This window comes from Shewanella sp. SM29 (assembly GCF_025654245.1).
In the GTDB taxonomy this organism is placed as follows: Bacteria; Pseudomonadota; Gammaproteobacteria; order Enterobacterales; family Shewanellaceae; genus Shewanella; species Shewanella oncorhynchi.
The window spans coordinates 48,610-60,098 of sequence record NZ_JAKKRN010000028.1 but is presented as its reverse complement, the minus strand read 5'-3'; the positions used below and the strand labels follow the sequence as shown (position 1 = coordinate 60,098).

The window sequence follows — 11,489 nt, the reverse complement described above, 5'->3', positions numbered from 1 at the left end:
TCAATAAAGACCCATTCTATATCAGCAAGGTTGGCTAAGGCCTTGAATAAATGTGCTAGAACGCCTTTCTTAGACCATAAATGAAACCGTCTAAAGACCGTGCTCCAATGACCGAACTCTTTAGGTAAATCTCGCCAAGGGATACCTGTTCTAAGGCGGTAAAGAATACCTTCGAATGTTTGTCTATGTTCAGGTTTGTCATAAACACGGCCTGTGCTTTTCATTAAATGAAATAGCTTTTCCCAGCGTKCATCGGTTAGCATAAGTCTTGGCATGGCTTGAGGTTATGGTTACTTTTGGCGAAGCAAATTATAACGTCTTGCCATGCTGTCTAAAAATYACTCTCGAAAGATCAACAGACCCTAGTACGGATCATCTGACGAATCGCCTCAACATAGGCGTGCCCACGCTCCGAATATCGGTCTAACGTCCCTGCGAGTGCAGAGCCTGTCACAGCTTGATTAGCTTGTCTTGATTGGGCACGAAAATCTCGCATCTTCTGATAAGCATTATGGGTATTCAAATTCAACAAATACCCTTCCACCGAAGCAAATGGTGTATCGAATCGTGCTAAACCATAATTGCCTAAACCTTGGCGCTTTTGCCTAGGTTCCATACCATTACCCTTGAAATCCCACTGCCCAAATAATGCATTACCTTCACGGGCAAATCGCGATGTGCCCCAACCGCTTTCTTTTGCCGCTTGAGCTAACACTAACGATGGTGGCAGGATATCCACCCTTTCAAGTAGCATTTGTCTTTGGGCTTCTAACAGCGGTTTATCTTCACTGCTTATTACTTTGTACTTTACCCCTAAGGCTAATAACGCAATATCATCAAGGGGGGCAGACATAATGACCTGTCTTTCTTGTAAAATTTTCTCATTCGCCAATAAGACTAAAGGGGCAATCATTCTAAGAAACACCATTTTCTTTTGCTTCACCGGGAGTTGGCTTGACACTGAACTCCAGCCCTCTCCCACGGCATCAAAGGTCAATCTAGGGACCGATTTATTACCATCACGAAAACTTTCTGGCGTGTAATCAAGCGAGTCAAACAAGCCCATGAGTTCATCGAGAGAACTGATATTCAGACTCAGTTGTTTAGTCTCTGGATTGTCGAAGGATGACTGCTCAAGTATTTTGGGGGATGAGAAATGTTCAGCAACCGTTGGATTTGCAACAGCACCTTGATTCGCTTGCACCAAGGAAGTCGTCATCAGTTTTGGCAAACTCTGCATATGATGCAGAGCACTCTGACTGGCAACTAAAGGATTGGAAGCCGTCCGTGACTGAAAATCAAGAGCATCAACTGGCAGCCTATTTGAAATCAGCTTAGTCGCTAGCGTTTCTTGCACATACACCGAAGAGCATAAAACAGACAAAGCAATGAGTGCGAGCATAGTAACGGGAAGCTTAAACTTTATAAACATGGTATCTCTTTAACTGAGGTAAAACGGTAGCAATGGGATTAGCCAATACATCGGGGGCGTAAGGTAACAGTAAAAACCTGACAGTTTGCTTAATAGATATACAAAATGACCTATTACGATCATTTTATTAAGGAGAATAGGACGAACGCCTTCTTGGCCGCCTCTTGACCCAATGTCAGCAATTAAATCCAACACCTTGATTTATTTAAACTCAATATGAAAATAGCGAGTGTTCACTCGCCAATAGAGATTGGCGAAATAAAATCAACTTATTCCAGTGCCAGCAAAACGAGGTAATGCCTCTTCAAGATAGGCGACGCAGGTGCGAAGTTTGGCAGACGTTTCTAATCGTGAGGCATAAATTACATGAATTTCAGCGGATTGATGATACTCGGGGAGTACTCTGACTAATGTGCCACTTAAGAAATCTTGCTGTAAATCCCAGATGGAGCGCAACATAATACCGTGGCCTTTAAGACACCACTGCTTAGCGACTGTGCCATTGTTGGTCATCAAGGAAGCCGCTAAATCAACCGAGGCTATGCCAGCCGCACTTTCCAATCGCCACACTCTATGGTTTTGATCGCGCTCGCGGATCCCTATGCACTTATGCTCGGCTAATGCCGCGAGATTGTTTGGCATGCCATGCGTGTCGATATAGGTCGGCGATGCCGCCAATACCCGATAATTACTCGCAAGACGCTTAGCTATCATTTGCGGTGGCAATTCGCCACCGACACGGATCTCCAGATCAAAACCTTCAGAGACCAGATCGACCGGACGGTCGAGCAACTCTAAATCAACTTCTAATTCGGGATAGTGGAATACGAGGTCTGAAATAATCGGCGCAATACAGTGGCTGCCAAATCCTGTGCTAGTTGCAATACGTAATCGCCCCCGTGGCACTTGCTGCTCTAAGCTAATTTCAAGGCTCATTTGCTCCATGGTATCGAGCAAACGTTCGGACCATTCCAAGGCAATCTTGCCCTCTAAGGTGAGGCTGACACGTCTGGCAGAGCGCAGAAACAAACGCACTCCGAGCGCTTTTTCTAATAGGCCAATGCGTTTACTCACATACGCTGGAGAAAAAGATAATTGCTCCGCAGCGGCTGTAAATCCCCCGCTTGTTGCGGCGATAACAAAGACCCGTAAATCTTCAAGTGGCGGCAGTTGACTCACGATTCGTAATCCTTAACAAAACATTTAGCCTATTCATACACGATACGAATATGGAATAACATACTAAAAACGCAGAATCCCCTATTGGAGTCAAAGATGTCTAAGGTAAAAATCGCCGTAATTGCCGGAGATGGCATAGGTACAGAAGTGATCCCCGAAGGGATACGCACACTCGAAGCCGCAGGAAAAATCTTAGGTGTGGTGTTTGAGTGGACCTACTTCGACTGGTCCTGTGAAACCTACCATAAAACCGGTCGCATGATGCCAGAGGATGGACTTAAGCAACTAAAATCCTTTGATGCCATCTACTTAGGCGCTGTTGGATTTCCAGGAGTTCCCGACCATATTTCACTCTGGGGATTGCTACTACCGATCCGCAGAGCCTTTGAGCAATACGTGAACCTTAGGCCTATTCGGTTATTTGAAGGCGTGCCCTGCCCACTCGCGGGTAAAAAGCCCGGCGATATCGATTTTTATGTAGTACGTGAAAACGTGGAAGGCGAATATTCCGCCGTCGGCGGCATTCAATATGAAGGTACTGAACATGAGATTGTCTCCCAGCAGAGCATTTTTACCCGTCGTGGAACAGACCGCATCTTAAAATATGCCTTCGATTTAGCCCAAAGCCGCAAAGCAAAGCACTTAACCTCGGCGACCAAATCCAATGGCATATTTCACTCTATGCCCTATTGGGATAGTCGCGTCGGGGAAATGGCAAAACAGTATCCCAATGTTAAGGTCGACCAATATCATATCGATATTCTGACGGCAAATTTCGTGCTGCAACCCGAGCATTTTGACGTGGTTGTTGGCTCAAATTTGTTTGGCGATATCCTGTCTGATCTTGGCCCTGCGTGCACTGGCACTATCGCCATTGCCCCTTCGGCGAACATCAATCCAAGCAAGGAATTTCCGTCGATGTTTGAGCCGGTACATGGTTCGGCGCCGGATATTGCAGGCCAAGGTATTGCCAATCCTTTAGGCACAATTTGGGCTGGCGCTATGATGATGCAACATTTAGGTTATAGCGCAATGCACGACCTGATACTCAGCGCGATAGAAAACGTATTGAAAGGTAAGCAGTCTTTAACCCGCGATATGGGCGGAACGGCGAATACTCGGGAGCTGACCGATGCAGTGATCGCTGCGATTAGTCGCAATTAAAACGTGCATTAAAACCTAATGCTAAAAGCCCTTTAGCATTAGGATTGAAAGGATTTTAGACTATCAAGACGCTGATAATAAACGCATCAATAAGCTAACCAGTTAATGCGTTAATTAAAGGCCCTTCCTTACAGCGGCATTCTGTACTCAATAACGCCCGGTTTTTCACCAATCCAGTTATAGAGTTTTTGCGCGGTTAAATTTGTTTCCTGTGTATGCCAGTACAGGCGCGCGCAGTTGTGTTCAATGGCCGCTTGCTTTACATACTCAATCAATTGTTTTCCAACATGTTGACCCCTTGCCGTTGGGGCAACAAACAAGTCTTCAAGATAACAATAATCCGTTTCGGCCCAAGTAGAACGATGAAAAACATAGTGTACAAAACCGAGTAAGTTTTGGCCCTCTCTTGCGACGGCGCAATAAATAGGTTCTTGGTCATCGAAGAATCGGCGCCACGTGGCTTGGGTGGTCGCTTCCGATAACGCCACTTTATAAAAAGTCTGGTAATCACGCCAGTGTGGTAACCAGAGTGAATAGTCTGTTTCTTTAACCATATCAATGGTTACTGTTAGTGACTGGCTGGACATTAGCGCACTCCTTGAAATTAAGTAAATGGTCTCAGTTTTACTGAAGCAAGATTCTAGATTCAATTGTGGTACCGCATAAGGTACACTTTTTGCATTTTTTACAGTACCAGTTAGCAAATGAAAAAACCTCAATCCAATTTCCCTCACTTGCAACTCAAAGATGGCATCCTCAAAGATCAGCTTTATCATGCGTTTAGAGAGGCCATTCTTGATGGACGTTTACACCCGCGAATGAAGCTCCCATCCAGCAGAGCCTTGTCGGAAACCATGCAGATTTCACGTAACTCAGTACTGCAAGGGTTTGAGCGCCTGATTGATGAAGGCTATCTGCTGACTAAACCGGGATCGGGCACTTATGTGTCAGATACCATTCCCGATGAATTGATCGATATTCCAAACCGTGCCATAGAAAGCGCTCAAGCCACTGATTCCGAATTAGAAATTAATCCACAGTTAATAGAAATGGCGCGACTGAAAGCGAAGGGAAATACGGACCACAGCCATAGCATGTTTAATATTGGCGTCGGATGTATTGATCTTTTCCCGCACCAACTTTGGGGACGGCTGTTAGGCCGAGTTTGGCGGCAATCGCGTAAAACCTTAGGTAAATCAAACCATAGCGCGGGGTATTTGCCGCTGCGTGAGACGATAAGTGACTATGCGCGTTCGACCCGCGGCCTCAATTGCACACCTGAGCAGATCATCATAGTCAATGGAACTCAGCAGGCCATTAACCTCACAGCGCAGGTACTACTCCAACAGGGAGATGAAGTCTGGCTTGATGAACCTGGGTATGACGGGGCTTTAGGCGCTTTTCTCTCGCAAAATATGCAAGTTCGTCCTGTGAGTGTTGATGATGAGGGCACAAATATTGCCGATGCGATACAGCGGTGGCCCGCAGTGAAACTGGCTTTTACCGCGCCCTCACACCAATTTCCCCTCGGCGGTATGCTAAGTCTGCCACGACGATTGGCCTTACTCGATTGGGCCGCTGAGCAGAGTAAATGGATTTTAGAAGATGACTATAATAGCGAGTTTCGTTATAGCGCCCGTCCGATACAGGCATTACAGGGGCTCGATAAACATCAAAGGGTGATCTACGCTGGCACCTTTTCCAAGATGCTGCTGCCCGAATTGCGACTCGGCTTTTTGGTGGTGCCCCCTAAACTGATACAGGCTTTCCAGTTGGCAAAATATTATGCCGATACGCACACGGCTCACCTAGAGCAAGCAACATTAGCGTTGTTTATCGCCGAAGGACATTACTCGCGGCATGTTCGCCGAGTGAGAAAAGCCAGCTTAGCACGCCAAACGGCGTTAATCGCGGCAATTGAGCAGTATCTGCCCGACAAATTGTCCGTTCAAACCTCTGACTCAGGTATTCACCTCGTATGTTGGCTAAAAGGCAACTTAACCGAAGAGGAAGTGATCAATAAATGCCGCCAACTCAGTTTAGGTGCACAGCCTTTGTCTCGATATTGCCAAGCGCCCTATCCAAGGCAAGCAATCTTACTGGGCTATGCCGCTCATACGCGTGATGAGTTGCGGGAAAGTATCAAAAAACTGGCGCAGATCCTTTAATATCCAAGCTTAAAAAGCCTGAAAGAAAATCCCGAAAGCACTGAAGATGGCAACAAACCATGTGAGGGATCTTAAGGTGCCTTTGTTGGCAAGATAGAGGATGTGATACACAAAGCGGGCGCCTACATGGACGATTGCGAGCCACTCAGTGGTGGGATTCACTTTGCCCGTGGCGATAACCACTAATACGGCTAGGCCAAACACCAGCAATGATTCAAAGGCATTTTGATGTCCCGCTAAAGCGCGAGCGCCAAAACCAGTGAGCTGCGCCTGCTGAGCACGGGGATGATTATTATCGTAACCACCCGCCTTTGCCATCGCCCAAGCCACTGGACCTTTCGCAAGATATGGCAATAACATGGCGACAAATAAGCAAATAAGTAAGGTATTCATGGGGTAATCTTCCTTTGATTGTTGTTTTGAGTTCTACTGTTTGAGTTCTACAGCTATAAGTGCCTAAGCTACAAGTGTATTGGTTAGCGACGTTATTTCACCATATACATGCCTTCACTTGCGGGACGACTAAATTTAAAGCCAAACTTTTCATAAAGTTCTGGCACATCCGCCATCAGGGTAATATACGCGCCCTCAAAAGCCTCACGATCTAAATAAGCCATGATGTGCTGCATAATAAGCCGCCCTAATCCCTTACCTTGATGCTCAGGATCCACTGCAATATCAACAATTTCGAAGTTGAGCGCGCCGTCACCAACCACACGCCCCATACCCACAGTCTGCTCAGCGAGCTTTATTTGCACGCCATATAAACTCCTTGGCAAGGCCTTAATGGCGCCCTCCAATGGTCTAGGGCTTAAGCCTGAAATCTGTCGTAAGCGAACAAAATCATTGGCAGACACAACGCCTTCAAGTACTTGGTACATGATATTTCCTATTGTTTTTATTCACGAACTTATCTTTCTATCACCTCAAGCTCAAAGCCTTCATCCATAGTCGGCGGCTGAAAATAACGGCTCACATGCCAGAACATCGCCTCAGTATCGAACATGGCGCGCTCAGGGTGGCTTTGTCTGCGTTTATCGAGTTGACTCAAACAAAGCGCATCGCTGTGATTAAGATAAATAAGTTTATGGGCGGCGCAATCAGTAAAAATGCTTCGAAACCACAGGCGCTGATTGATAGTATTCGCGGGAAAGTCCATGACCACAGAAACACCCGAACAGAGCAGTTCCTGCACATGCTTTTTAAGCAAAGGCTTAAGGCGAGCGGAATAGCTCAAGTAAGTATCAAAATCTTTAATTTCATCGGGATATAGCGCCGCCAGCCATGCGTCTTCCGAGATTAAAATACAGTTTTCGGCCTCAGCAAGTTGTCGCGATAAGGTTGATTTACCTGCGCCCATTTTGCCACAAAAGAATATTAACGTACCTTTACTGACCAATTGTCCTAACGCATTCTGCTGTGTCATCTTCACTCCTTGATTACTGGTCTTTTATCTCAGCCGACGATTTCACTCGCTATGACACTAATGAACGACAGTACAGAGCATCACATAAAGCATGAACACCGAGCAAGACTTGGGACGAGTTTAAGGTAATAAAATCCCATTACATTAATGACTATCCTGTGTTTAGACAGCAGACGTTTACCGCTATTCGCACAATCCACCGTTAGCTTTTTTTGAGTTCTGACATCTCTTCGCCCGCTTAGATCGCCTCGCTCTCTTAGCCCTATCTTTGCCTTAAATCAGGGAGAAACAAAAGCATTTAACTCGAAGAATAAAACAATAAGCCACATTATTAATCTAACAATTAAGCACTAAAGTAGTAATTTACGCTTAGCAATAAAAACATTACCACCATTCATGCTATGACATTAATTTAGGCGTATGCTAGGGTAAGAATGAAAGGATAACCGTCATAAGTGCAAAGGAGGCTCTATGAGCACTGTAGTTCCACGTACCGTCACTTCCCCTAAAAAATTCATTATCGGCAAGGGCCTATTAGCTCAAATGCATGATTATGTTAAGGACTTTGGTGACAATGCTTTTATCATCTGCGATGAATTTATCCTCAGCCGCGTGAAGAATGAAGCGGTCGCTGGGCTAGATCAAAATGGGATCAGCAGCCACCTCGAAAAATTCAACTATGAGTGCAGCGAAGCCGAGATAAAGCGCTTAGGCGCGCTGGCAGAACAGCATCATACCAACGTTATTGTTGGAGTTGGCGGTGGAAAAACCTTAGATGCCGCCAAAGCCGTCGCCTTCTATCAAAAACGGCCTGTCATCTTGTACCCCACAATTGCCTCAACCGATGCGCCTTGTACTGCACTTGCAGTGATCTACTCCGAAACAGGTGAGTTTGAACGCTATCTGTTTCTGCCACAGAACCCAGATGCTGTCGTTGCCGACACTGCCATTATTGCCGCGGCTCCGGCCCGATTTTTTGCGGCAGGCATAGGCGATGCACTGGCAACCTATTTTGAAGCTCGTGCCTGCTATCAATCAGATGGCGTCAACCTAGTCCTGAAAAAGCCTTCCCGCACAGGGCTGGGATTGGCCCAACTTTGTTATCAGTTACTGACTGAAAATGTTGAAGCTGCTATGGACGCCGTTAAAAACAAAATAGTCACACCTGCGCTAGAGCAAACCATTGAAGCCACCATCTATCTCAGTGGTGTTGGTGCAGAAGCAGGCGGGTTAGCCGCCGCCCATGCCGTAAACAATGGTATGTCAGCGGTGGCGGACTTACATAAAGCTCAGCACGGCGAGAAAGTCGTCTTTGGGCTGCTAACTCAGCTCGTGCTCGAAAATGCCCCAAAAGCCGAAATCGATAACGTTATCCGCATTATCAAAACGGCGGGACTGCCGCTCACTCTCGCAGATTTAGGGCTGAAAACCTTTATCGAGGCCGAGTGGCGCAAAGTGGCTGAGATAGCCTGTGCTGAGGGCGATACTATGGGCAATATGCCGATGAAATTAACCGCAGATGACGTCTATCAAGCCATGATAGCCGCCAATGCCATGGCTGAACGCTATAAAACAGCTGAAGCTTGTTAACCGTAACAATATGACGTGTACGCCGTATGTGGAAACCATCTATCAATTTGATTTAATTGATTAATACTACTGAGATAGTTCCTACTACCACACGAGTTTACCGTTCATCCTAGGCTTCCTTGCCACATATCAATGGCAAGGAAGTCCACAACAAACAAGACATTTCCACCCTCGATGCCAAAGCTGGCATTTACGCTCTATTTGTTAAACGCTTGGAGGCACATATGGCTTATGCAACAACCAATCCCTTTACGGGAAAGCTCATTAAAGAATTTCCAAATGCAACAGATACCGAAGTCACACAGGCGATAGAATCCGCCCATCAGGCATTTTTAAGCTGGCGAACCACTCCCTTTGCCGACAAGGCCGCAATACTGTCTAAGGCAGCAAAGATCCTCAGAGACAATAAATCCAAATACGCCAATCTACTGACCTTAGAAATGGGCAAAGTCACAGCAGAAGCCGAAGCTGAAGTCGAACTGTCGGCGCAAATTTTCGAATACTACGCCGAACATGCCGAGCGACTGCTGGCACCGCAAAAACTGCCGGTTGCCGATCCCGCTGAAGGTGAAGCGATACTGGTTAACGAACCGCTGGGCGTATTATTGGCTATCGAACCTTGGAACTTTCCCTACTACCAAATTGCGCGCATCTTAGCGCCGCAGCTTGCAGCCGGAAATACCTTACTACTCAAACATGCATCCAACGTGCCCCAGTGCGCTGCGGCCTTTGAAGGCTTAATGCGCGATGCCGGACTGCCCTCAGGTGCATTCCAAAATCTGTATGCCACCCGAGAGCAGATAGAACAGATCATCAATTCGCCCAAAGTGCATGGTGTTGCGCTCACGGGATCAGAAGATGCGGGATCGATCATTGCCGCTCTGGCGGGTAAGGCACTGAAAAAGTCCACCCTAGAACTGGGTGGCGCAGATGCCTTTATCGTACTTGAAGATGCCGATCTGCCTAAAACCATCGACTGGGCAGTGTTTGGCCGTCACTGGAACGCGGGACAGGTCTGTACATCATCTAAGCGGATGATCTTAGTTGAAGCCATTTACGATGAATTTATGAAGGGTTATATCAAGGGGATCGAAGCGCTAAAAGCCGGCGATCCTATGGACTCGGCCACTACGCTAGCGCCGCTCTCTTCCCAAGGCGCGGCCGATGAGTTGAAGCAGAAGATCCGTGATGCCATAAAACACGGCGCAACTGCGACCGAAGTGGGTCCTAAAGTGCCGCAGCAAGGCGCCTTTGTGCAGCCAACAATACTGACAAACCTGACGCCAGATAACCCCGCCTATTATTGGGAATTCTTCGGCCCTGTGTCCAGTATCCACAAAGTGAAGGATGAGCAAGCAGCGATTGCCATCGCCAATGACTCGCCCTTTGGATTGGGTGGCTCAGTGTTTACCGCCGATACCCAACGCGGGCTGGCGGTCGCTAAGCAGGTTTCCACAGGCATGATGTTTGTCAATCATCCAACTATGGTCAAGGCCGACTTACCCTTTGGTGGCGTACGCCGCTCAGGTTATGGCCGCGAGTTGATTGATTTAGGATTGAAAGAGTTTGTAAACCACAAGCTGATTAATGTGGTCGACATCAACGCGCCTTTCTAAACGCATAGAAAATAGCAACATCTGACTAAACGCCTGACGGAATAATCTGTCAGGCGTTTTATTTAACGTGCTTTATCCAAGGCATCACATAAGGCTTGAACGCCGAGTAAAGCTCTGGGCGTCGCGCGATGTAATAAATCGGCATTGAGTTGATAAATATGCTGTTTCTTCACGGCAGGAATTTCTGGCCATTGGCGCCAATCAACCCCTTTCACATTACCTTCTTCCCCACTTTGCAAAATCACCTCGGGCAAGGTCAGCAAGACGTTTTCTAAACTGACTTGCGGATAATCACTGGCGGCATCGTAAAACACATTTTGTCCATGGCACACACTGATGATCTGTTGGATCCAACTGTTTTTAGAGACTGTCATCAAGGGGGTCGACCAGAGTTGATAGAATACCTTAGGTTCTGATTTTTTAGCATTTTCAACCCGCAATCGGATAAGTTCAGCGCGATAAGCGGCCGCAGCCTTGCTTGCTTCTTCAACATGCCCCGTAAGTTGGCCTAACTCTTCAAGCTCCTTGGCGACGCCTTCTAAGGTTTTAGGATCGCTACCATAAAGGTTAAATCCTAACGTCCTAAGCTGGTTGATATCTTCGGCTTTATTACCCGAATCCCACACCACAATCAGATCGGGATTAAGCTCCATCACCCGCTCCATTTGAATGCCATAGTAACCGCCAATACGCGGGATATTTTTTGCCGCCTCGGGATAATCCGCATAATCGGTTGCGGCCACAATCGTATCGCCCGCACCTATGGCGTAAAGCATTTCCACCGCATGGGGCGAGAGCGCAATAATGCGTTTAGCGGGCTGCGCCAATACGCTATGGGGAAGAAATAGACTGAGCCCCAAAAAGAGTCCAGCTAAGTGTCGCTTAATCATGATATGCCTTAGTATTTATCCCCA

12 protein-coding genes are annotated in these 11,489 nt (G+C 46.9%); 4 read left to right on the top strand and 8 right to left on the bottom strand.

Going from position 1 to position 11,489, the window contains the following annotated elements; all coding sequences use genetic code 11:
* The 3 genes from L5L77_RS17235 to L5L77_RS17225 form a co-directional block, all read right to left on the bottom strand.
* On the bottom strand, nucleotides 1-275 hold a 275-nt coding region (locus L5L77_RS17235; RefSeq protein ID WP_263180491.1), incomplete at its 3' end, for a transposase.
* A gap of 77 nt (nucleotides 276-352) precedes the next feature.
* Nucleotides 353-1,432, bottom strand: a complete 1,080-nt coding sequence (locus tag L5L77_RS17230; protein WP_263193333.1) for a glucosaminidase domain-containing protein — start codon at nucleotides 1,430-1,432, stop codon at nucleotides 353-355.
* Nucleotides 1,433-1,696: 264 nt separating this feature from the next.
* Nucleotides 1,697-2,611, bottom strand: a complete 915-nt coding sequence (locus L5L77_RS17225; RefSeq protein ID WP_263207293.1) for a LysR family transcriptional regulator — start codon at nucleotides 2,609-2,611, stop codon at nucleotides 1,697-1,699.
* Between the two features lie 96 nt (nucleotides 2,612-2,707).
* On the opposite strand from L5L77_RS17225, the gene L5L77_RS17220 reads away from it, so the two are divergent.
* Nucleotides 2,708-3,775 carry a tartrate dehydrogenase gene (locus L5L77_RS17220; RefSeq protein ID WP_263207291.1) on the top strand — a complete coding sequence of 356 codons (1,068 nt, stop codon included), beginning with the start codon at nucleotides 2,708-2,710 and terminating at the stop codon, nucleotides 3,773-3,775.
* A 128-nt stretch (nucleotides 3,776-3,903) separates the two neighbouring features.
* On the opposite strand, the gene L5L77_RS17215 is transcribed toward L5L77_RS17220, so the two are convergent.
* Complete coding sequence (locus tag L5L77_RS17215) at nucleotides 3,904-4,362, bottom strand: GNAT family N-acetyltransferase (protein WP_028759274.1); 459 nt, start codon at nucleotides 4,360-4,362, stop codon at nucleotides 3,904-3,906.
* Nucleotides 4,363-4,479: 117 nt separating this feature from the next.
* On the opposite strand from L5L77_RS17215, the gene L5L77_RS17210 reads away from it, so the two are divergent.
* A complete protein-coding gene (locus L5L77_RS17210; RefSeq protein WP_263207289.1) occupies nucleotides 4,480-5,943 on the top strand; it encodes a PLP-dependent aminotransferase family protein in 1,464 nt (487 codons plus the stop codon).
* Nucleotides 5,944-5,952: 9 nt separating this feature from the next.
* Here L5L77_RS17210 and L5L77_RS17205 read toward each other — a convergent pair whose 3' ends face one another.
* From L5L77_RS17205 to L5L77_RS17195, 3 genes are all read right to left on the bottom strand, one after another.
* Nucleotides 5,953-6,336 (bottom strand): MAPEG family protein, encoded by a 384-nt coding sequence (locus L5L77_RS17205; protein ID WP_113941155.1) that lies wholly within the window; start codon nucleotides 6,334-6,336, stop codon nucleotides 5,953-5,955.
* A gap of 92 nt (nucleotides 6,337-6,428) precedes the next feature.
* Complete coding sequence (locus tag L5L77_RS17200; RefSeq protein WP_028759277.1) at nucleotides 6,429-6,824, bottom strand: GNAT family N-acetyltransferase; 396 nt, start codon at nucleotides 6,822-6,824, stop codon at nucleotides 6,429-6,431.
* 29 nt (nucleotides 6,825-6,853) lie between these two features.
* Complete coding sequence (locus tag L5L77_RS17195) at nucleotides 6,854-7,369, bottom strand: AAA family ATPase (RefSeq protein ID WP_263207287.1); 516 nt, start codon at nucleotides 7,367-7,369, stop codon at nucleotides 6,854-6,856.
* A gap of 471 nt (nucleotides 7,370-7,840) precedes the next feature.
* Between L5L77_RS17195 and L5L77_RS17190 the strand changes: the two genes are divergently transcribed.
* Nucleotides 7,841-8,959 (top strand): glycerol dehydrogenase, encoded by a 1,119-nt coding sequence (locus L5L77_RS17190; RefSeq protein ID WP_131525605.1) that lies wholly within the window; start codon nucleotides 7,841-7,843, stop codon nucleotides 8,957-8,959.
* Between the two features lie 224 nt (nucleotides 8,960-9,183).
* Nucleotides 9,184-10,575 carry an NAD-dependent succinate-semialdehyde dehydrogenase gene (locus L5L77_RS17185; RefSeq protein ID WP_263207285.1) on the top strand — a complete coding sequence of 464 codons (1,392 nt, stop codon included), beginning with the start codon at nucleotides 9,184-9,186 and terminating at the stop codon, nucleotides 10,573-10,575.
* Nucleotides 10,576-10,637: 62 nt separating this feature from the next.
* Here L5L77_RS17185 and L5L77_RS17180 read toward each other — a convergent pair whose 3' ends face one another.
* On the bottom strand, nucleotides 10,638-11,465 hold the full coding sequence (locus tag L5L77_RS17180; RefSeq protein WP_263161634.1) for a cobalamin-binding protein: 828 nt from the start codon (nucleotides 11,463-11,465) through the stop codon (nucleotides 10,638-10,640).
* Nucleotides 11,466-11,489 lie beyond the last annotated feature (24 nt).

Bases quoted from the DNA above. Each gene is read 5' to 3' on its own strand.
- L5L77_RS17230 (WP_263193333.1), bottom strand. From the start codon at position 1,432: ATGTTTATAAAGTTTAAGCTTCCCGTTACTATGCTCGCACTCATTGCT.
- L5L77_RS17220 (WP_263207291.1), top strand. From the start codon at position 2,708: ATGTCTAAGGTAAAAATCGCCGTAATTGCCGGAGATGGCATAGGTACA.
- L5L77_RS17215 (WP_028759274.1), bottom strand. From the start codon at position 4,362: ATGTCCAGCCAGTCACTAACAGTAACCATTGATATGGTTAAAGAAACA.
- L5L77_RS17210 (WP_263207289.1), top strand. From the start codon at position 4,480: ATGAAAAAACCTCAATCCAATTTCCCTCACTTGCAACTCAAAGATGGC.
- L5L77_RS17205 (WP_113941155.1), bottom strand. From the start codon at position 6,336: ATGAATACCTTACTTATTTGCTTATTTGTCGCCATGTTATTGCCATAT.
- L5L77_RS17200 (WP_028759277.1), bottom strand. From the start codon at position 6,824: ATGTACCAAGTACTTGAAGGCGTTGTGTCTGCCAATGATTTTGTTCGC.
- L5L77_RS17195 (WP_263207287.1), bottom strand. From the start codon at position 7,369: ATGACACAGCAGAATGCGTTAGGACAATTGGTCAGTAAAGGTACGTTA.
- L5L77_RS17190 (WP_131525605.1), top strand. From the start codon at position 7,841: ATGAGCACTGTAGTTCCACGTACCGTCACTTCCCCTAAAAAATTCATT.
- L5L77_RS17185 (WP_263207285.1), top strand. From the start codon at position 9,184: ATGGCTTATGCAACAACCAATCCCTTTACGGGAAAGCTCATTAAAGAA.
- L5L77_RS17180 (WP_263161634.1), bottom strand. From the start codon at position 11,465: ATGATTAAGCGACACTTAGCTGGACTCTTTTTGGGGCTCAGTCTATTT.